We start from the raw sequence: 22,808 nt of genomic DNA, 5'->3' as shown, positions 1-22,808 counted from the left end.
ACTTTATTTGGTATAACAGCCAGTATTTTTAAATACTGGCTGTTATAAATCGTGTGAATTAGCTAATTAAATTTTCACCCTTGTTTTCTTGTTGGTGAATAGTCATTGGCCAGCCCGGAAATTGATTACTTGCCTGACCATCAGTTGCATCCACCATAAACTTGTAGGCAGCTACAGTATATGTTTTTGCTTGTGTATCAAAGGTAATAAAGCCAAAGCCACTGGCTTTTTCGTGAGCTTGAACATAACGATTTTTAGCCGTACTAAAGATAGGGTTTCCAATAGCATAAACATAATTTTTATTACCGAAACTATCTAGGTACTCACCGGTATTGGCTAAGCCATGTTTTGGTCTGTTTTGAAAAGGTAAATCTATACTGTCAGGGCGCCACCAACGCTGCCAACCAACTGCAATGGCTGGTGTACAAAATGCCCAATTACTATCACGAGCTTTATCAAGGCCATATTGAGAAATACTGGCTAAATGGGTATCACCACATATATGTAACGCTTTTGAGTCACGTATTGCTTGTACCGCTCGGTTTCTACCACTTGCAGGCCAACCATTACTATCAAAATCATATTTAAGATAAAAGTCTGGTTTCCACTGGTGAGTAGCAATACCCGCAAATACCGTTTGGCTGAGTAAGGCTTTCAATTTATGCCCTCGCCAATCTTGGCTCCACTGAGTTAAAAAGTCCTCTTGGCGCTTACCTAGTAAGTCAAGATCTTCTCGATCATAGGCAGGATTAATAAAGTTAGGATCTTCATCTTGCCCTGAAGTACCAACAATAATATCTAAACGCTCAGGGCCACTTTTCCACTGCCTATCGGCAACGATAGCAAAACTAACATCACCATAAATCATCTCGCCATAATAAACACTTAACCCTCGAGAAGATGGAGTTGGATCAATCGGCGCAACATGATGTGCTGTATGTGTTCGGTGAACAGCATTAAGCATGCGAACAGGCTCAATATAGCCTCCGGTTTTATCAACATGGCTATTTGCAAGTGCTGACTGTGGCATAGGAGCACCACCCTCACCCCATAAATTACCTTGAAATACATCGTGATCATCTGGTAAGCAAACCGTAGGTTGATTTCGCATAGCATCACCAAATGCCCAACCAAATTGATAAAATTTTCGCAAATAATTCAAAATAGCTCTGTCTGCAGGCGCACGAATAATGCCAAATCCACCATGTGATTCATATAATTGATCCCCGGAGAAAAACACCAAATCAGGTTTCATGTTCACCACATTATTAGCTACCGGAGCATAAGGAAATGCATAATCCTTTTGACAAGTTAATGCCGCCATGCGCAGTTCACGACCAACAGGGTTAGCTTGAATAGTACCTGAATATATATCTGGCTTTTCGCTACCATCACGTTGTTTTTCTATGTAGACAACACGATATGGCGTAGCTGTTTGTTCATGCCAATTGGTTAGCCTAAAAGTAGCAACCCAAGCATCAGGATCTAATATTTCAGTCGCTATCGTCGTCCACTGATTTGCTTTTTTTACTTGCAAAGCAACCATCTGGTTATCATCTTTACCCATGGGGCCTGTAAGTACACTCATGCTCATGACAAAGCCATCAGCGCTTCGTGAATCACTTAAGGTGTACATGGTCCATAAGATAGGACCAAACTTTTGCTGTTCATTCACGGCAAAAGCGTTTCCTTGCATAGTCCAATGACTAAAGGCATAACGACAACCTAACTTGTCTTCTTCTACGTTATCGTCTTCTACAGAAGCAATAGCAAAGTTACTCACAAGTGCGACATTACCACGTAACTCGTCAACAGAGGCTAAATCATCAAGCTGACCTATAACTTGCTCACTATCGACTAAACTAACCGTTAAAGACAGTGCTATTGCACCTGACTGAGGCTTTGCTTGCAGATGTAACTTAATCGCTTTTTTATTGATTGCGCTAGTTAATGGTATTTTCTTGTCACCTAACACCAAGTCATTACCTTTAATGCCTAAATCATAACCCTCTTGTACAAAGCAATTACCGCGATAATCATCAATATCACTGCGAGCGCCCAAACGAATGCCAGCACCGCCATCATTTGTGTTTTCTTCAGTACGATGAATTTGTACCGAAATATCAAAACCGTGCTCTAAATGACTTAATTGGTGTGTTAAAGAATGTACACTACGGTTTCCCCCGCGGCTTATACATTCAGCTTTGCCGTCGTTTACGCGCCAATCTTCCATCGGGTTAGCCCAAACCTCACCACCAAGCCAAACTCTATCAAAGGTATTTTGCCAGTTATCAAGGCTAGGTTTTACAGCACTGTTAGCTAACAATGTTTTCTTTTCATCCGAGAGATTTGAACAGCTACTAACACCCGCTGCAACAGCACCTGCTGCAACAAATTTAAGGGCTGATCGGCGTGAGATATTTTTATCCATCATTAACCTTATACAATCAAAAAATCAATTTGGTTAAATGTTAACAAAATACCATTTTATAGCAAGCAAGATTTGTTATTCATTTATAGTACTTAGATAGCTATTTGCTTTCATTAAGGGTTCAATATCACAAGTGATTGATAATAAGTTTAATTTAATGATTCTGTGCGTAGAGCTGACTGTTAACTGATTAAGATCTTATAAAGTGGTGTCAGCTTTATTCTTACCAAATAACAACTTTTGATACTGCAATGGCGTATTACCAAACTGCTTTTTAAACTGTGAAATAAAGTGTGAAGGACTAGAAAAGTGTAAGTTGTAACTGATTTCAGTAATCGATGTTTTTCCTCGGCTAAGTATACGTGCTGCTTGGTACAATTTATGGCGCAATAAATACTCTGAAAAACTCACTCTAAATACGCGCTTAAATTGTCGAGAAAAATGAGATGGCGACATATGACAAAGCGTTGCTGCTTGGATCATTGTTAGCTCAACTTCTTCATTTTGCCTAAAGTAATTGATAACAGGTAGCAGCTTTTCATACCCTGTCACTTGATGCATGGTATTTAGATCATGTTGTTGAACAGGTTTACTATGCTCTGATATCCACAACACTAATAATTTCAGTATGGTTAAACTTTTTTCACTGTTAGGGTTTTCTTGATAACTGTCGTGTAGCCAACGTATTAGCTGATTCACATTTGCTTTTTCTGCCACCGGAATACGTAAATGCATGCCCTGCTTAAAAAAGTTTTCACAACAGACCAAACCGACACTATCAAAAAATTCGGGGAGAATTTGCACTATATGCCAAGATTTGGCCTTCGTACTGAGTTCAAAGTCATGCGCTTCTAATGCTGGCGTGAATACTATGTCATTATTTTCTAGCTGAGTTTGACCTAAATTATAAAAATAGCTGCCCTCTATTTCATCAAAGAAAATAAACTCATGCACTTCATGAAAGTGCATAAAACAACTATAGGGCTCATTTTGTTGATAACTGACCTGATGAATTTCAAACTGATAGCCACGCTCAATATTAAAAGGCTCACAATAAACATCTCTCATGACATTCCTAATTCGTTTAACACATCATAATAATGATATTAATGATAATTACAGTCAACACTCATCAAATAATAGAGCATATTTTTAACATTTAATCCTGTATTTATGACAGAACCTGAAACAAGCTCGTGTTTGAATTAACCTAACGGTAACTGTAATGAGTAAATTATGATAAATGCAAAAGCGGTGATCTCAAATGGCCAAGGAGAATACCAGTTAACAACGATTGAAGTTGGTGAGCCACACGCAAGTGAAGTAAGAGTTAAAATAAAGGCAGCAGGCATATGCCATACAGACTGGGATTCTATAAATACCTGGGATAAAAATTTTGTTGTTGGTCATGAAGGTGCTGGTGTCATTGACGCGGTAGGGAGTAATGTCAAAGGTTTATCTGTTGGCGATAAAGTTATTTTCAATTGGGCTATTCCTTGTGGTGAATGTTTTCAATGTCAGGAAGGTAATTTACATATATGTGAGACTAATTCCCCTGTTTGTGGCTGTGATCTTGAAGGTCATGCGCATATTGAAAGTAGCCAGCTAAACAAAACACCTATCGAACGCTCTTTTCATTTAGGTACTATGTCTGAATATGCTGTAGTGAAAAGCCAAGCCGTAGTAAAAGTTGACAGCAACATCTCTTTTGCTGCTGCAGCGATAGTAGGTTGCGGAGTAATGACTGGCTGGGGCTCTGTAGTTAATGCAGCAAAAGTAGATGTCGGTAGCAGCGTTTGTGTTATTGGCTGTGGCGGCGTTGGTTTAAACGCTATTCAAGGCGCTAAACAATCAGGTGCAGCAAAAATTATTGCGATTGATATTAATGAAGAACGTTTAGCTCAAGCAAAATCTTTCGGTGCAACTCATGGCATAGTCGTCGATAAAGCAGATAAAGACTTTGTACAAGTGAAAGCGAAAGTTAAAGACTTAACCGATAATAGAGGCGCAGATTATGCTTTTGAATGTACCGCTATTCCGGCACTTGGATCAGCACCTTTAGCTTTAGTTCGTAATGCTGGTACGGCAGTGCAAGTCAGTGGAATTGAGCAACGTATTGATTTTGATTGCGAGCTTTTTGAGTGGGATAAAATTTACATTAACCCCTTATATGGCATGTGTAATCCTGAGCGTGATTTTAGTAAAATTTTAAACTTGTACGACAATAAGCAAATGAAGTTGGAAGAGCTAGTCACCAAAAAATATACCTTAGCAACCCTTTCTCAGGGGTTTGATGATATGTTAAATGGCCGCATTGCCAAAGGCGTCGTTATAATTGATGAATCAGAGTAATTAGCTATGACTATACTCCGTGTTGAAAAATCAAACCCTGAATATAGCCGGGAAAATACCACAACTTTAACACTACATAGTAGCCATATCAGTGGTCGGCAAGATATTAATATTTATCAGCACCAGTCTGATCAAGAAAATACCCCAGTGGTTATTTTACTTCACGGAGTTTATGGCTCTAGCAATGTCTGGATGGATTTAGGTGGCGCACACTTAGTTTACGACCAACTTCGAAAACAAGGTTTAACTGAGTTTATTCTTGTCATGCCATCTGATGGTGGCCTTTGGGATGGCTCAGGCTACCTACCTCTTAAAGGGCACGGCAATTATGAAAAGTGGATAGTAGATGATGTGATTAACGGTGTTATTGAAAACATTGATGGCGCAAGTAAGCACAGCAATCTTTATATTTCTGGTTTATCTATGGGCGGCTACGGGTCACTGAGATTAGGCGCAAAATATCCTGAGTTGTTTGCCGGTATTACTGCTCATTCAGCGGTAACCTCATTAGCTGATTTACAGCAATTTATTGAAAACCCTATCAGTGATTATGCTTGTGAAAATGATTTTGAAGCCAATATCATTTACTGGTTAGAAAAAAACCATGAAGCCCTACCACCACTACGTTTCGATTGCGGCATAGATGACTCTTTGTATGAAAGTAATCTTACCTTATGTAAGAGCTTAGATAACCTCGCCATTGACTATCAATTTGATAGTTTCTCCGGTGGGCATGAATGGCCTTATTGGCATAAACACCTTACCAAAACCTTACGTTTTTTCAGTGATATAGAAGCTAAGCGGAAAGAAAAATAAAAAAAACCGAGTATATTACTCGGTTTTTTGTTTTACGATATTTACTTTTTGCTCACTAGTAAATATTAAGCAATAGTGTTTGTGATTCAAAGCCCTTAATATGTGCAGTAACGGTGACTTGGCTTGCTTGTAAATTAGCTTGAATAATCGCTAATGTACGTCCTTTGGCCGTGGTAATCGTTTTGCTTTGAAAATCTTGAATGTTATCAGGAGCTCCTGAGTCAACACCTAACCATCTTGCATCACCTTGTATTTCAAATTTGACCTCTGCATTTTCAGTGTTAACCACACGACCTTGTTTATCATGCAACTGAACAACTAAATGCGCTAAATCATAACCATCAGCGACTAAATTAGCTTTATCGGCAGTAAAATTAAAGCCAACGGCTTTGCCAGTTGTTTCAAGTGTTGCGATAACTTCTTGGCCAGTAAAACCTGCTTTAGCAGTTAACGTCCCAGCTTGGTATGGCACTACCCAACGGAAGATACGATCTTTCGCCTCCGACATACTGCGATAGCCTAACGATTCACCATTTAAAAATAGTTCAACAATAGAGTGATTAGAGGTAACTTCAACCAATACTTGTTCACCTTTTTGGTAATTCCAGTGCATGTTCGAGTCTCGCCAACGATAACTAGCATCATCATTTGCTTTGGCTAGGCCTGATAATTTGTCGACGGTAAAACCAGAGTTGCTTAAAGGTAATGTACCAAGCGAAATATGAGGTTCATTCACCCAAACACTTTTAAAATAATTCCAACCTTGTAGTTTAAAGCCCGCAAGATCTAACATGTCACCCCAACCACTTTTATGTGGCCATTTTTTATGGCGCTCTCCCATATAATCAATCCCAGTCCACATAAATTGACTGAACACGCCGGGGAATTGTAAAACTTGCTTCCAATCATCCCACGTACCTGGATTTTCATTTATGGTAATCAACTTTTCAGGAAAATGTGTTTGTCCCCATGGAATAACACTATTTCGATAACTATAACCAACAATATCAACAGCATCAGCATAACCACTAACATGACTAACTTGTGGAATGATCAGGTTTGCCGTTGTAGGCCTTGTTGTGTCTAGCTCCTTAACCCAATCATTTAATTTTTTAGCCGTTTCAGCCAAAATATACTGACCTTTTTCAGATTCGTGATAACGTTTCTTTAACTCTTGTGGTGAGAATTTAGGTGCTGCTCCCCAGAATTCATTATCCATTTTAGTCGCATCATTGGGATCATTCCAAAAGCCGGTAATATATCGATAATGCAGATAAGTCCACTCTATTTCATTACCAATACTCCATTGAAAGACACTTGGATGGTTGCGATCACGAAGCATTGTACGAGTTAAATCGCTTTTCGCCCATTGTTGAAAGTGTTCACCATAGCCGCGGGTGATATTGTCATCATGGCGCTCGTGCATGTTTAGACGTTTGTCTTTGGCATAATCAAATTCATCAAAAAATTCATTTTGTACCAAAATACCCATCTCATCACATAAGTCTAAAAACTCAGCGGAGAAAGGATTATGAGCTGTACGTACAGCATTTAAACCTGCATCTTTTAATGACTGTAAACGACGACGCCATACTTCTTTGGGAACAGCAGCGCCGACTAGACCGCCATCATGATGTAATGAAACACCTTTTACCAAGGTTGCTTTACCATTTAAAAAGAAACCTTTTTTGGCAATGAATTCAATACTACGAATGCCAAATGGCGTAGTGTAAGAATCGAATACCTTACCGTCTTTGCTTAACGTGGTGACTGCTTGATACATGTTCGGCGCATCAATATCCCAAAGTTTAGGCTTTGCAACTGTCATTGATTGGGATATGACTTTATTTCCTTTGCCTTTAACACGTGTTTTAGTCGTCTCAGTTGCAACAACTTTTCCTAAGTTATCAACTAATTGAGTGGTCACCAAAAGACTAGATTTTTTCTTATTATCATTAGCTAGTTTTATGTCAATATTAACAGTCGCTTCTGCGTTAGATATTTCAGGCGTGGTAACAAAAGTGCCCCAAATAGGGATATGAAGTTTATCTACTGTAATTAATTTTACATTTCGATATATACCACTGCCGGTATACCATCGGCTATCACCATGACGCGAATGGTCAACATGTACTGTTAAGATATTATCTGAGCCGTCCGTAGTTAATAATTTCGTTAAATCAAAATAAACCGGTGAATAGCCGTAAGGGTTTTCCCCTAACTTTTTACCGTTTAACCAGAACGTAGCATTGTTATATACACCGTCAAATAATATATAGCTGTTTTTATCACTTGGTTTTGCTGGTGTTTTAAAGTGTTTTTGATATATGCCTACACCACCGGGTAAATAACCCGTTGCACCTTCTAATGATTCATCAAAGGAGGCTTCAACACTCCAATCATGCGGCAAACGTATAGTTCGCCATGAAGAATCATTAAGGGGTAGCTCTGTAGGTAAACTCGTGCTTTCAACTAAGCGAAACTTCCAGTTAAAATTAAAATCAGTTTCACGGCTACTATCAGCCATTGCAACACCACTACAAAGCAGTACACTGATAATGAGCTGCTTAAGTGTCTTAACAGTTATCACAATTAAACTCCAAATAAGTATCTTATTATTGTTAACAATTAACAGTATTACATAATGAAAACTCATTTACCATGGTGAATTAACACTCTTCAAATATTTAAGTTTTGAGTTAGTTAGTATTAATAACCGTTGGGCGATAACTATCCATACGCACCATAGCTTTACCTTCATATTCACGCTTTAATTGCCACAACGGCCTTTCTAGCGTTAATTCCCAAGCAAATATCTTTTTGTATAATTGCCTAACTTTTTCAGGATATTTGTATGCTAAGTTATGAATTTCTTGTTCATCTTTAGCAATGTTATATAACTCAGCTGGTCTGTCAGGAAAACGAAGTAGTTTCCAATCGCCATCTCTGACAGCGGCTCTCACTTCTTTTTTCCAAAATAAGGTTTGATGAGGAACCCCACTTTTTTCTTTTGCGATGTATGGCAGTAAATCAACACCATCTAAAGCGTCTGCTTGGGTAATTTTCCCACCTGCCGCACTAATGAAGGTTGGTAATAAGTCTAGTGTGCTTATCGGGTTCTCATATTGGCTATTAGCGTTTATTTTGTGCGGCCAACGCATTATAAAAGGGACTCGAATTCCCCCTTCTAAATGATTTGCTTTAGTACCACTTAATGGAAAATTGACAGAAGCATTGGTGTCTGATGGGCCGCCATTATCATTGGTATAAATAACTAAGGTATTTTCTGCTAAACCTAAGGCATCAAGTTTAGCTAAGATTTTACCTATAGCGCGATCAAGGGATAGCGTCATGGCAGCAAGCGCTCTACGCTTACCTGTTAACCCTTTAATCTTAGCCAAATCGTTAGGGTGAGCTTCCATGGGAGTATGAACAGCATTAAACGACACAAATGCAAAAAATGGTTGCTCTTTATTACGTTCAATAAATTGATTGGCTTTCTCGGCTAAAAAGTCAGTCATGTATTGCTTGGTTTCTCGGTAATCTCCAAAACCATATTCTAACAATGCATTTTTTGGCGTTGTTGTTAACTGATTCTGATCATATTCAAAATAACTGCGCGCCCCAGTTCTAAAACCGATAAATTCATCAAAGCCTCGTTTTAACGGATGATATCTATCTGCATCACCCAAATGCCATTTACCAAAAAGTGCTGTTCGATAGCCGAGTTTTTTTAACCGATCTGCTATAGTTATTTCACTTAGCGGTAACCCCATATCATCATGATCTAAACCTGATTTACTCATGTAACCAGGGACATTGTTCTCCTCAAAGCCAAATTTCTGTTGGTACTTACCTGTCATCAAACCAGCACGCGAAGGACCACAAACAGCAGATGTCACATAAGCTTGAGAAAACTTAACCCCTTGTGATGCTAACTTATCTAAATGTGGTGTATTAAAATGATCATTTTGATTTTGCACTGTTCGCTGAAAACTAAAATCGGCGTAACCTGCATCATCAGAAAATAACAAAACTATATTAGGCTGTTGTTCGCTGGCAATACTTGTAAATGAAATAGCCCAACAAAAAACTGATAGGCTAACAAGGTTAATGAATCTCATAAACGCCTCGTTCATCTGCAGCTTTAAGCTGTTCTTTAGATAAATCATCAAAAAACTTTTGCTTAGCGGCATCATATTCATGTTTTTGTAAGTGGATATTATTAATATTTTTTTGATTCCACTCATTCCAAAGTTTAGCTAACTGAGCTTGCTTATCAGGGTGTTGATCAACCAAGTTATTTTGCTCGGTTGGATCAAGTTTCATATCAAAAAAGCTTCGACCTACATTAGGCAAGGTTTGATGCAAATATTTAAATTCAGGCGTTCGTACCGCCCAAAGGTGATCTGCTTCTTCTAATCGCCAAAATAGCGCTTTGTGCGGGCTACCTTGCTTTTCACCTTTGATAAATGGAATAAGGTTCACCCCTTCAAGTTTATTATCACTATGGTCAGCTTGTGCAAGTTCAACTGAAGTCGCAGCAATATCCAGTGATGAAACTAGCCCGTTAAATTTCAGGCCTTTGGGTATTTTAGCTGGCCAATGAGCTATAAATGGCACATGTATTCCCCCTTCTAAAAGAGCAACTTTTCCTCGTCGAAAAGGAGAGTTATCGGCCCAGTCAAAAGTAGGTAACCAAGCTTCAGGGTAAACACCGCCATTATCAGATAGAAAGAAAATTAAGGTATTATCAAATTTGTTAGCTTGTTTTAGTGCCTTAACAACACGTCCTATGCCTTCATCCATAGCATCAACCATAGCAGCATAGATACGACGTTCTTTATCTTTAATGTGAGCATATTTATCAATAAAAGATTGTGGGGCCTGTAAAGGTGCATGCGGTGCGTTATACGCTAAATACATAAAGAAAGGGTCACTTGAACTACTTTTAATATAATTAGCAGCATCGTTACTTAGTGCTGTCGTTAAATATTCATTAAACTCAGCGACATCATGATTTCTCATGATAGGTAATTCATAACCGTCGCCACCAACAACTACTTCTCCTGGCATATAGTTATGCCCACCATCTAAAAAACCATAAAAGTAATCAAAGCCTCTATTGTTAGGTTGATATTTAGGAGCACCACCTAAATGCCATTTGCCAAACATAGCCGTTTTATAACCGGATTCTTGTAAACGTTTAGGGAAAGTTTTTTCTGTTAGCGGTAACCCCATATGTGGATCATCTGGCATATAAGACACATTATTTTCCATACCAAATCTTGCTTGAGCACGACCTGTTAATAGACCTGCACGCGATGGCCCACAATAGGGGTGAGTCACATAACCATTGTTAAATATCACTCCGTTGTTTGCTAAGGCATCAATATTAGGGGTTTGTATAGGCGTTTTACCCGTAAAACCCACATCGTTATAGCCTAAGTCATCCGCCAAAATAACAATAATATTAGGCCTAACCTCTTCTGCGTTTGCTATGGCTATATTTAGAGTAAGACCTAGCGACGACATAACAAACAAAATAGCTAAGCGCATCATTAATTTCATTATTCTTTATCCTTTTCTCTGACAGCTTATTTATTAATAATTTATTAAAATTTACTTATCAGGAGTGACTATGCTAATCGGGTAAATTTCATGTTTTACGGTTTCGCCATTACTATTGGTAAATGAAGCATTCAGGTAATAAAAATGTCCTTCAGGTAGTTCAGCTGAGGGTGTAAAACCTTTTAGAGAGAATGTTTGTGTTGCAGTACCTGACTCACTATAAAGGGCTGAAGGATCTACTAATACTCTATCCTTGGCAGGGATCCATTTATTTTTAAATTCTCGTAACCAGAAACGTACTCCCCCTTCATCAGCCGAAATAACTTTATAACCACTGCCGGCATGATAGTTAACTTTTAAGGTAAGGTTTTCACCGATCACTAAAGGCGTATTTTTATAAATTTCTTCATTTAAAATGCTAATAGAAGGTTCAACACAGTTTGTATTACACGGGGTGTTCATCAGTTGGAAATTCATTGAACTATCAATATTCACACTGCTCGTTTTAGATAAGTTAGCTAACTCAGGCTTTTCCTTACCAAGCACAAATAATTGGTTGGCAGCTTTCTTTTCAATAGTTACCGTTTCGCCGTTGCGCCACGTAACAGTAATGTTTTCAATTTCATCTTCATCTCCTAAACCAAAGTGCACTATATTAAGTAAGCTTTGTGAAAAAATAGCACCTGCTGAACCAACTCTTTTGAGATACTCATTTTTAGTAGTTGTCACAATCACTTGTGCTGATATTGCATCAATATTATTTTTTGGTGAATAACCAACTCTCACTAAAGCATAATGGTTATGCTTATCTAAATTAAGTTCATTATTATAAAGATACCATTGCCCGTCTTCACTGCCACTGAGTAGATCTAAATCACCATCTAAATCAAAATCAAATGCTTGACCCATATCACCATTGCCTGGTCCGCCGACATCATTGGCACCATGATGTGTAGTGAGTTCAAAATTACCTTTGCCATTATTTAATAACATATAATCTGAAACCCTTGAGCCTATCAGTCCCCAACGATAAACCAATAAATCTTGAAAACTGTCATTGTTAAAGTCTCCAACTGTTACGCCAAGCGCATTACCGCCGGTAGGTACATGCCACTGACTTGAGACATCAGTAAATTTGCCCTCGTCATTACGAAGCAGTACATCGGCAATATTTCTATTTTCTGGTGTAAAGGCAAGATCTACCGCCTGAACACCCGACAAACTAAATCTATATGACCAAAAGATATTGCCATTACGGACAAGCGCTGATTTCCAACGATTTTCACCTAAATAGCCAAAGTAAACTCCATTTTCTGAAATATCATCAGGCCAGCCTTTCGCTTGTTGCGGGTTTATAACTAGCTCTTCACCTGAACTTAATACGTTAGCTTGTTTATTGCTGCCTAAAAATATTGGGTAATCTTTACCTCGAAAAGCACCTTGGGTTAAAAATTTATAACTATGAAGCTTAATTGCGCCTTCAGCGATAAAGTCAAAAGCATCAACCCCTCTATAGCCACGAGGTTTTATTGAGAACTCTTGACTAATAGGATCATGATCTACAGAAGGTGCTTCACCATAGCCATTTTCAAAGACTTTTCCTCTAGCAAGGTACAAATCAAAGTCGCCGTCATTATCAATATCAATGTCCGTGATGGCCATAACATCATTAAGTTTGGCAATCTCTTCTGGGAACTGACTGGTTATCTCGGTAAAAGTAAAATCACCATTACCTTGCCAAACAGAAAATGGGCTATATAAAATAATATCGTCAATATGATCGTTATTTAAATCGGACACTAGAACACGAGAAGACTCGTGATCTTCTATGCCCTTGATGCTTCGGTAAGCAAATCGACCATTATTTAAATTTTCATAGAAAAAGTGCTGAGGTTTTGAGTGAGTTAAACTGGCTTCATTAATTAGCATTAAATCAAGATCACCATCAAGGTCTAAATCTATAAATTTAGCTCCTCGTCCTCTACCACCGCGATCTATTCCGACATCTCCTGTACTTAAAACAAAAGTACCGTTATTGTTTTGATAGAAGTTTGCTTTTGAAGGGTTAGTACCGTTCCCCCCTCCCATAGTTACCACTAGATCTAAATCACCGTCATGATCATAATCGCCAGCGGCTGTACCGTGTAAATCATGCATAAACCAGCGGGAAAGATCTTTTTTATGCTTAGTTACTGTACCATCACCATTATTCCAATACAGTTTACTCGGCTCAGCATTATGGTTATTGACGATAAAATCATAATCACCGTCGTTATCTAAATCAGCAACGGTTGGCCCACCATATTTAATCGAGTTGGCTTTATCTAAACCAGCTTGCTCAGAGATATCACTAAATTGAGGTAAATTCACCTCTTCTATATCTGAGAAGGACAATTCATTGATATTTAAGGTAGCGGCCTTACTCACTAGCTTTAAAGTTACTTTTCCGTGGCTGTTAAAATTAGCTAATACGGTGAATGTTTGTTCTCCTGCAACAGGAATCGTTAAATTATCAAGCAGTAATTCATCATTAGCATAAACAGTTAAATAAGCATAATCATTAGGATTAATCAGCTTTATAGAGAGCTTTTTGAGTAAGGCACCTGAAACGGAGTAGTCAATTTCTATGGGCTGTTGTGGCGCAACTGTTAACGGTAAACCTGCCAAGTTTTCATCATGACACGCAGTCATGCCACAAATCATAAATGCCATAAAGATGGGTTTATTTACTAAAAAGCTGAAAATTTTTTTCATGTTAGACTTAAAACAAATGTTAATTGTTTACAATTTACATTAGTATTAAATTAATTGTCCAGATATTTAACTAAATAGGTGTAGTTTATTGTGAAGGTAAATTTCAGTTTTCCATTAAACAGGACGGTATAGTGAATATATAAAGCAAGTTAAAACAAAAACAAAGCGTTCAGAGAACTATTCAATGATTCAATAATAAAAGGCAAAATAATGAAGACGATCATAATAAGTTTAATCAGTTTATTTACTTTAATCTCTTGTGCCCAAAATCAGGATAAAATAACCAAGAGTGAAAATTTACCGACCATAAATACAAGTATTGAGATTCACTCTGAAGAAGCGTTAGCTTTTTTGAACGAGTCAACGCCTGTTAATGTACTCGCCACTGGATTTAAGTGGGTTGAAGGACCTTTATGGTTAGAAAAAGAGGGATACCTAATTTTTTCTGATATTCCTAATAATAAAATAATGAAATATCATCCTAAAGAGGGTTTGAGTGTTTATTTAGACAAATCTGGCGCAACAGGTTTGCATCAGGGGGATTACGATCAAGGCTCAAACGCACTTTTATTAGATAAACAAAATAATTTAATACTGTTACAGCAAGGTGATAGACGGGTAGCAGTAATGAATGCCCCGCTTGATTCACCAACAAGTAACTTTAAAACCTTAGCGGGTTATTATCAAAATAAACGACTTAATAGCCCTAATGATGCTGTTTTTCATAGCGATGGCAGTTTGTTTTTTACTGATCCTGCCTATGGTTTAAAAGAAATTATGAAAGATCCCCGTAAAGAACTGCCTTTTCAAGGAGTATATCGATTAACCAAAGACGGAGATTTACAGCTATTAGACGATGAAATCAATTACCCAAATGGCATTGGTTTATCTAAAGATGAAAAAACCTTGATAGTCGCGGTATCAGATAATGTTTACCCACATTGGTTGGCTTACGATTTATCACCTCAAGGTGAAGTTTCAAATAAACGCGTATTAATGGATGCCAGTGAATTAGTAGGCAAAAAAGGTGAACAAGGTACAGCTGACGGCATGGCGTTGCATTCAAGTGGCAATATATTTGCCACCGCACCTGGTGGTGTATGGCTTATAACGCCACAAGGAAAAATATTAGCTAAAATCAGAACCGGAAAATTTGCTGCTAACTGCAAGCTTTCTGCTGATGAAGAAACGCTGTATATCACAGCACATGACACTTTAATGAGTGTGGCAATAAAATAGTTGCAAACTGCCTTTGTTTATCCAGATATCACATAAACAAAGGCATCCCCTAAAGGCAATGGCAAAGGCAAAGGCATTGAAAAATTATTGCGATTCTTTTCCTAACAATTCCATTAAGCCCAATAAGGCAGCAAATAGTACCGCACCTACAGGCCAAACTATCCAAGTAACTCCCCAATTCATCGTCCATAAACTCCAGCCGAGAAATACCGCAGTTAATAACGGCCAATAAAATGCTGCTAGTTTTTCTGCTCGCTTATTGCGCCTTGTTTTTTCAGAATCCAGCTCGCTTTCTTTTAAAATAGCATTATAGGCATAGAATTGAGCCGAAACAGGCGAAATTATAGCGATTCCACACGCGATTATACACATTAAGACAATCAGCATCATAAGTAGTGTATCTGAGCCGGAAGAAAATATACTTGCTAACATGAGTGGCATGAAACTGATAATAAAAAGAAATATCCCTATTGATAAACGCTTATTATAAATAGGCTTAAATTTTTGTAATTTATCCGTAAAAACGCTATGTACGCCATACGCAAGTTCAAAGGTCTCGTTATCAATGACAGTAGTGTTCTCTTCAAACTGGTTAGTTTTAATAAAGAAGTAAATGCCGATAGAAACCATCACTAAAATACTGGCAATACCTAATGCCGCAGCAATATTGCCCGTCATGTTCATTCGGCCTGTTTCAGCCATCGCCAAAAAGAAAAATAATGGAATCACTGAGCAAATACAAAGCATCACACCTTTAGTGATCAAGCTTGAGACAGCCATTTTGTCTTCAACGTATGCTGTAGCTTGTTCTACACTAATTTGAGTCGTTTTAACTAGCTTCTCTTGTGAATTCGTCGTAAATGTTTCGTTTTCATCTTTGAGTAAAAAATCTGTTGAAACCTCAAAAATATCGGCCAGTAAAATGATTTTATTTAAGTCAGGGATACTGTTGGCGCTTTCCCACTTAGAGACAGATTGTCTAGAAATATTCATTTTTTCTGCCAATTCTTCTTGTGACCAGCCAAACTGCTTTCTTAATCTGATGATCTTTTCTGCTAATATCATAAAATTTATTCCTTCATAGATTGTTGAGAGCCAAGCATAGGAAATCCGCTGGTTGCACACTAGCAAGCAGAGTTGTTAATTTGTCAACCACAGGTTGCATAAACGCTAACCACTTCAATTAAACGAGTTTTTTTGCTTCTAGCAAGAGAATAAGTCAGTTGGAATTTATCAATAATATTACTCCCTTTCTTTTATAAAATCTCATTAAAAAAGTCTAATTACCCCTAGTTAAGTTAACTTACCTAGCACTCTACAGGTTTACTTGTTGATGATTACTCCAAGTTTTTCCATCATAAAATCCCCCTCCCCTTCACGATTAATTAACACACACCAATTTATTTTTATATAAAACCAATATTCATATAAAAATATTGCTTGCAATTTTATTCAAAACAAGCAAATATTGTTAACAATTAGCAAAGAGGAAAAAGTTATGAATAATTTACTGATATCAGATCAACAAGTAGAAGACTTTCATCGCGATGGTTATGTCATTATCAAAGGCTTTTATAATCAAGAAGAAATTCAAAAATTACAAAATAAAGCGTTTAACGATGACAGTTTATATCAACGAGCTTGGGACAAAAAAGATGCCTCAGGAACGGTGAGTAAAGTGTGCTTATGGCAAGATCTTGGTGATGACTTTTATTCTATGTTCTCACGTGGGCGTAGGCTAGCTGACTCGGTTGAGAAAATTTTACAAGAGCCTGTTTTTCACACTACCACGAAAATTATGATGAAAGAGCCTTTAGTTGGAGGCGCTTGGGAGTGGCACCAAGATTACGGTTATTGGGCAACAGATAATTATCACCTATACCCTAAAATTGTTAGCTGCATGATTGCCATCAATAAAGCCACTATTGAAAATGGCTGTTTGGAAGTGTTGAAAGGCTCACATCATATTGGTCGTATTAACCACAATAAAACGGGCGATCAAAAAGGCGCTGATATGACATTCGTTGATGAAGCGATAAAGCACCATGAATTAGTAAAAGTTGAACTAGAGCCAGGTGATACTTTATTTTTTCATTGTAACTTGCTACATAAATCAAACCAAAACCATTCAACTGAACCACGTTGGGTGATGATACCTGCCTACTGTGCAGAAAGTGCTAAACCTTTTAAAGAGAACTCTTTAGTTTATCGTCCTCTTGATAAAGTTGAAGACAGTGAAATTTTAGCTTGGCAGGAAGCATAAAACACTTTCTTTAAATATGAATACAAAACGCCGTAAACTCATTTAGTTAAAGCTAAGTAATGCTAAGTAAATGAGTTTACGGCGTTTTACGCTTACGGTTTTACAACTTGATTAACTTATACGGATAGCTATTTTCTGCCTGCCATTGCCCCACGTATAAATTGCCTTCTTTATCAGCAATAACACCATGGGCATGCCTGAACAAGTTCCAGTTGGTGATAAGTGGTTGAAGCTCACCCTTTACATACTTTGCTTCTTCAGCGCCAATTGTTGAGATAACTTGGTTATTTTGATCAAAAACACATAAAAAGCCTGAATCATCTTGGTTTTTATTGTCAATATCAGACCAACAAACTGCCGCAACAAAATAATCACCCATAAAAACGGGGCCATGAATCCATGCTCCTGGTGTTTCTATAGTCGATATATACACTCCTGACATTGAGAACACTTTTAAACACTGCTCTGCACGTGAGCTGATGATTAAGGTTTGTTGGTTAGGGTTTCGTTTATCTATCGCTATACCGTGGGCATTGACCAAATTATGATTTTCATTGATATTTTCATGCCCGCCCCAGTGGCGAATATACTGACCTTGCTTATTATATTGAATAACATAATCAGAGCCGTAACCATCAGTGATATAAATATCACCATTGTCTGCTACCGCTATATCAGTAGGATTAAATGGCATATCAGGCGAATAAATGCCGATTGTTTGTGGGTGACCTAAAGTGAAAACAACATTACCTTCAAGCGTTAACTTTGTGATAGAGCCAGCTTGAGGGATCACTCGATTAAAAGGTGAGTCCCAAGCACCTGTAGAAACACCATCCCATTGACGGTTTAACTTCCAGCCACTGTCCACCAAATAAATATATTCACATCCCTGTTCTTCTATTATTTCAATAGCATGCAACCCTGGATACTCTGTTCCCCAGCTATCTAATAAATTTCCGTCAGCATCATAGACAATAACATTATTCTTAGGTTGATCGGTTACCATAAATATTCTGCCCGCCTTATCTATGGCAAAATCATGGCAGTTTTCTACCGGATATTTCGTTTTATCTAACGTTCCCCAATGGGCATCCACCTTATATCGAAAGTCTCCTTGACCCACAATTTGATCATGGGGATCTAGGTTAGATTTTGGTAGCACTGGCATATAAACCTCATATTAATCTTATCTATTTTGTTGTGCGCTTAGCGAAAAATATAACAAGCGCATTTGTCATTGGTTAACACTAATTACTATTTAAGAGCTTGCGCTTCATTGAGACAAGTTTTTGCACATTGCCGATGCTTGCTAATAATAAGTAACAAGCTTGAAGATAACCCGCACTGTTTACTTGTGATTAGACATCCTGATATAACAAGCTGCCAATAAAGCTAATAAAAAGAGTATTGATGCTGAGCCGCCTGATGACTTTTCTGCTGGTGTGGACTCGGCTGGCGTTGATTCTGTAGGGGCTGTCTCTTCAGTTTCTTCTGATTCAGTTTCTTCTGGCTCAGACTCTTCTGGTTCTGACTCTTCTGGTTCTGACTCTTCTGGTTCTGACTCTTCTGGCTCTGATTCTTCTGGCTCAGATTCTTCTGGCTCTGATTCAGCATTAGGATCAATTAATTGCGTAAAACTGAATTTATCGCCATTCCATTGCCATTCACTTGAGCCACTACTTTGTATTCTTACTACTTTTGTGCCGGCTGTTTCTATATATAGAGTATTATCACTAACTACTGTTTGATAATTCCCCCAATCTCCTGTGCCCGAAAAACTATCATTACTAGTAATCTCACCATCTATAGAAAGAGTCACTCCTAAGCCTTGCTCTGACTCAGAAGCAACAAGATATTCTACGCGATAATAGCCAGCATTAGGAAAAGCAACATCATACTCTCCCCAATCACCTACCGTATTGTAATTAATGTTGTCGCCAACCTTGTTAAACCCTAATTCCGTATCACTGGCTGAAGCGCTACCTTCTTTGTTGGTACTTACAAAGTCACCAAATTCAATAGTTATTGTATCGCCATCTAGCCAAGCTGAAGTATCAACAACACTTTCAGCCTTCACGGGTTTATAAAAGCGCACCCAGTCAATTAAAAAGGTGTTTTTTTCTGGATCGGCTAACTCTTCATCAGTTGCTTTAATTCCGTCAGCTTCACGCCAATCTTGCTGTTCAACATCAAAAATCACTTGCATAGGCTTACTTAAACCTGTGCCATCGGTATAACCTAAGGGATCAATAATATCTTCACCACTAACCGTGCGTACTAGCTCACCATTGATGTAATATTCTAAATTCCAAGGGTCAATCCAATAAACACCAATACGGTGGAAAGCATTACGCCAAGTGCCTGCATCATTAGTTACCCAACTTCCGGCATCTTTAGGTTGATAATCTTGAAAAGGCTCTCGAATAAAAACATGGTGGCTAAGGTGCATTCGTTGATCAAACCATTCCTGACCTGCCCTATCACTGCCATAGCTTTCTATAACATCAATTTCTTGCGTGGAATCAGGGCTTAACAACCAAAAAGCATTGGCTAAAGTTAAATTGGTAATTTTGACTCTGGCTTCAAGGTAAAGTGGATAAAGCATAGTTTCATTAGAATGAATTGCGCCAGTATAAACATTTTCTGTCCCTGCTTTTCTACTTGTGGTTAGGTTTAACATACCATTAGTAACATATGCGTGATCACCGGTAAAAAGTGTCATACCAGGGCCTGTCCAAGCATTAATAAAGCCTTCATCCCAGCGGCTATAAAATTCATCACTTTTACCAACGGCAGGCGCATCATAATTAAAATCATCAGACAAAGACTGCAATAACCAAACATTACCTTCACCTGCCTCTGCAGGTACAGAAACACCATCCCAATCGGCAGCATAACTAGCCGTAGATAAACCTAATAACAATAATAAACTTGCTGTTTTTTTCACTTTGTCACCTTTTTAATAAAGCAATACTACAGTACTTTATAAGTACCTTATTACTAATCCATCATCCTTCACCAAACCCAAATTGTCAACAATTAACAGTTAAACAATAGTTATAAAAAAGCCGATAGTGGTAACACTATCGGCTGCATACTCAATTCAAGAGTACTTAGGGAGACATTATAACAAAGGCATGAACCTTTATTTTTCCATCATATAAACGGTTTTCTTTTCTAAATACTGTTCAAGACCAAACTTACCGTCTTCACCACCAAAGCCTGATTGCTTCCAACCATTGTGGAAACCTTGATGTTGTTCACCCATACCACGGTTAACATAAACTTCACCCACTTCTAAATCATTGATAGCTTTATTAATATCAAAGAAGTTCTCAGTAAAGATATATGCACTTAGTCCGTAAATACTATCATTACAGTATTCAATGGCTTGCTCCATACCTTTAACTTTAACAATGGGTAAAACAGGACCGAAAGTTTCTTCGTGAACAGCGATATTATCTTGAGCAACATCCACTAATAATGTTGGCTCATACCAGCAACCGCCTTCATAACCAGGAACATTGGCAACCTTACCACCCGTAGCAAGCTTAGCGCCTTGCTTAAGGCTTTCTTGTACGATGTGATCAATATTTTCAATTTCACGTTGATTACATTTAGGACCCATTTGTGTATCAGGCTTCATTGGATCGCCAACTTTAAGTGCTTTAACCGCTGGTACAAACTTCTCCATGAATTTTTCATAGACACTTTCTTGTACGTATAAACGCTCAACACAAGTGCACACTTGACCACAATTAGCAAAACGTCCCCAAAGAGCGGCATCAACGGCTTTATCTAAATCCGCATCTTCCATGACCACCATAGGCGCTTTACCACCAAGCTCTAACATAACCGGTGTCATATATTCAGCTGAGGTTTTATAGATTTGCTTACCTGCAACAGTAGAGCCAGTCATGGTGATCATTTTAGTGATAGGGCTTTCACATAAAGCCTGCCCCACAACAGATCCTGAGCCGTTAATCACGTTTAATACGCCTGCAGGAATACCTGCTTCATTCGCTAAACGACCTAATTCAGTTGTTGCCAAAGGTGTTTCTTGAGTAGGTTTAAGTACAATTGAATTACCCGTAATTAAGGCTGGGCCAATTTTACGACCCGCTAATGCTAGTGGGAAATTCCATGCGGTAATACCAACTACAACACCACGCGGTACTTTATGAATGTAGATTTTTTCATCTTCATTATCTGACGGTAAAATATCACCTTCAATCGTTAAAGCATTATCACAAGCGTAATCAATAAAGGTTGCAGTAACATCTACTTCCATTTCAGCAACTGAAAGCAACTTGCCCTGTTCAGCAACAAGCATAGGCGCTAAAATACTTTTGTTTTCACGGATCTTATTGGCAAAATCACGCAAAATATTTTGACGAGTTCTCGCTGTTAACTTAGCCCACTGCTTTTGACCTGCATCGGCTATTTCAAGCGCAAATTGCGCATCTTCGCTACAGCCTTTTGGGATTTCAGCAATTTTTTCACCCGTTGACGGGCTTAATATTTCAATAATGCCATCAGCTTTTGATGAGACATACTCGCCATTAATAAAGTTAACATTATTTTTGAAGTTCAAGTCTTGAACACTCATAGTATTATCTTCCCATCCATCCGCCATCTACAAGTAGAATAGCGCCATTTACATAACTAGCCGCTTCAGAAGCTAAGAAAACTGCAGGGCCTTTAAAGTCTTCAGGGTTACCCCAGCGACCTTGTGGAATGCGGCCTAATATTTGTGCAGAGCGCTCAGGATCATTTCTTAACGCTTCCGTATTATCAGTATCAATATAACCTGGTGCGATAGCATTAACATTAACGCCCTTACCAGCCCATTCGTTTGAAAGCGCCATTACTAACTGACCAATAGCGCCTTTACTTGCCGCATAACCTGGTACAGTAATACCACCTTGGAAGGTTAATAACGAAGCAGTAAAAATAATTTTACCTGAGCCACGCTCAACCATGTCTTTACCAATTTCACGACTAAGCACAAATTGAGAGTTTAAGTTAACATCAATAACTTGATCCCATAAATCATCACCGTGCTCAGCAGCAGGTGCGCGTAAAATAGTGCCTGCATTATTAACTAAAATATCAATTTGAGGAAAATCAGCTTTAACTTCCTTAATAAAAGCATATAAAGAATCACGATCCGCAAAGTCACATTGATACGCTTTAAAATTACGACCAAGTGCTTTAACTTCTTTCTCTACTGCTGAACCTTCAAGCTCTAATGTTGCAGATACTGCGATAATATCAGCACCAGCTTCTGCTAAACCTAATGCGATACCTTTACCAATACCACGTTTTGCACCAGTAACTAAGGCGACTTTGCCTGCTAGGCTAAATTTTTCTAACATGTCA

15 protein-coding genes are annotated in these 22,808 nt (G+C 38.2%); 4 read left to right on the top strand and 11 right to left on the bottom strand.

Translation table 11 applies throughout. The features are described from left to right. Positions 1-58: 58 nt before the first annotated feature. Together AC27GZ_RS08230 and AC27GZ_RS08225 are read right to left on the bottom strand one after the other, a co-directional pair. Entirely contained in the window at positions 59-2,431 is a 2,373-nt protein-coding gene (locus tag AC27GZ_RS08230; RefSeq protein WP_487094470.1) for an alkaline phosphatase D family protein, read from the bottom strand. 198 nt (positions 2,432-2,629) lie between these two features. Beyond that, a complete protein-coding gene (locus AC27GZ_RS08225) occupies positions 2,630-3,499 on the bottom strand; it encodes a helix-turn-helix transcriptional regulator (RefSeq protein WP_487094469.1) in 870 nt (289 codons plus the stop codon). Between the two features lie 168 nt (positions 3,500-3,667). Between AC27GZ_RS08225 and AC27GZ_RS08220 the strand changes: the two genes are divergently transcribed. Both AC27GZ_RS08220 and AC27GZ_RS08215 read left to right on the top strand, forming a co-directional pair. Next, entirely contained in the window at positions 3,668-4,783 is a 1,116-nt protein-coding gene (locus AC27GZ_RS08220) for a Zn-dependent alcohol dehydrogenase (RefSeq protein WP_487094468.1), read from the top strand. 6 nt (positions 4,784-4,789) lie between these two features. After that, positions 4,790-5,599: an alpha/beta hydrolase gene (locus AC27GZ_RS08215; RefSeq protein WP_487094467.1), complete on the top strand. Its 810-nt coding sequence runs from the start codon at positions 4,790-4,792 to the stop codon at positions 5,597-5,599. 55 nt (positions 5,600-5,654) lie between these two features. Here AC27GZ_RS08215 and AC27GZ_RS08210 read toward each other — a convergent pair whose 3' ends face one another. The 4 genes from AC27GZ_RS08210 to AC27GZ_RS08195 form a co-directional block, all read right to left on the bottom strand. Continuing rightward, complete coding sequence (locus tag AC27GZ_RS08210) at positions 5,655-8,189, bottom strand: glycoside hydrolase family 2 TIM barrel-domain containing protein (RefSeq protein ID WP_487094466.1); 2,535 nt, start codon at positions 8,187-8,189, stop codon at positions 5,655-5,657. A 109-nt stretch (positions 8,190-8,298) separates the two neighbouring features. Beyond that, positions 8,299-9,723: a sulfatase gene (locus AC27GZ_RS08205; protein ID WP_487094465.1), complete on the bottom strand. Its 1,425-nt coding sequence runs from the start codon at positions 9,721-9,723 to the stop codon at positions 8,299-8,301. Next, positions 9,710-11,170, bottom strand: a complete 1,461-nt coding sequence (locus AC27GZ_RS08200; RefSeq protein WP_487094464.1) for a sulfatase family protein — start codon at positions 11,168-11,170, stop codon at positions 9,710-9,712. Before AC27GZ_RS08200 ends, AC27GZ_RS08205 begins: the two co-directional genes overlap by 14 nt. Before the next feature lie 51 nt (positions 11,171-11,221). After that, positions 11,222-13,924, bottom strand: a complete 2,703-nt coding sequence (locus AC27GZ_RS08195; RefSeq protein ID WP_487094463.1) for a CRTAC1 family protein — start codon at positions 13,922-13,924, stop codon at positions 11,222-11,224. Positions 13,925-14,134: 210 nt separating this feature from the next. On the opposite strand from AC27GZ_RS08195, the gene AC27GZ_RS08190 reads away from it, so the two are divergent. Next, a complete protein-coding gene (locus AC27GZ_RS08190) occupies positions 14,135-15,163 on the top strand; it encodes an SMP-30/gluconolactonase/LRE family protein (protein ID WP_487094462.1) in 1,029 nt (342 codons plus the stop codon). Positions 15,164-15,247: 84 nt separating this feature from the next. On the opposite strand, the gene AC27GZ_RS08185 is transcribed toward AC27GZ_RS08190, so the two are convergent. Beyond that, entirely contained in the window at positions 15,248-16,228 is a 981-nt protein-coding gene (locus AC27GZ_RS08185; protein ID WP_487094461.1) for a helix-turn-helix domain-containing protein, read from the bottom strand. A gap of 433 nt (positions 16,229-16,661) precedes the next feature. Here AC27GZ_RS08185 and AC27GZ_RS08180 point away from each other — a divergent pair, with 433 nt between their 5' ends. Continuing rightward, positions 16,662-17,426 carry a phytanoyl-CoA dioxygenase family protein gene (locus AC27GZ_RS08180; protein ID WP_487094460.1) on the top strand — a complete coding sequence of 255 codons (765 nt, stop codon included), beginning with the start codon at positions 16,662-16,664 and terminating at the stop codon, positions 17,424-17,426. 100 nt (positions 17,427-17,526) lie between these two features. On the opposite strand, the gene AC27GZ_RS08175 is transcribed toward AC27GZ_RS08180, so the two are convergent. The 4 genes from AC27GZ_RS08175 to AC27GZ_RS08160 form a co-directional block, all read right to left on the bottom strand. Continuing rightward, entirely contained in the window at positions 17,527-18,594 is a 1,068-nt protein-coding gene (locus tag AC27GZ_RS08175) for an NHL repeat-containing protein (RefSeq protein WP_487094459.1), read from the bottom strand. 180 nt (positions 18,595-18,774) lie between these two features. Next, positions 18,775-20,373 carry a carbohydrate-binding protein gene (locus tag AC27GZ_RS08170; protein WP_487094458.1) on the bottom strand — a complete coding sequence of 533 codons (1,599 nt, stop codon included), beginning with the start codon at positions 20,371-20,373 and terminating at the stop codon, positions 18,775-18,777. A 198-nt stretch (positions 20,374-20,571) separates the two neighbouring features. Next, positions 20,572-22,035 (bottom strand): aldehyde dehydrogenase, encoded by a 1,464-nt coding sequence (aldA, locus tag AC27GZ_RS08165; protein ID WP_487094457.1) that lies wholly within the window; start codon positions 22,033-22,035, stop codon positions 20,572-20,574. A gap of 4 nt (positions 22,036-22,039) precedes the next feature. Continuing rightward, positions 22,040-22,804 (bottom strand): 2,5-didehydro-3-deoxy-L-galactonate 5-reductase, encoded by a 765-nt coding sequence (locus AC27GZ_RS08160; RefSeq protein ID WP_487094456.1) that lies wholly within the window; start codon positions 22,802-22,804, stop codon positions 22,040-22,042. Between the last annotated feature and the right edge of the window lie 4 nt (positions 22,805-22,808).

Source organism: Colwellia sp. SU-HH00943 (genome assembly GCF_057546125.1).
This window is presented reverse-complemented; position numbering and strand designations above follow the sequence as displayed.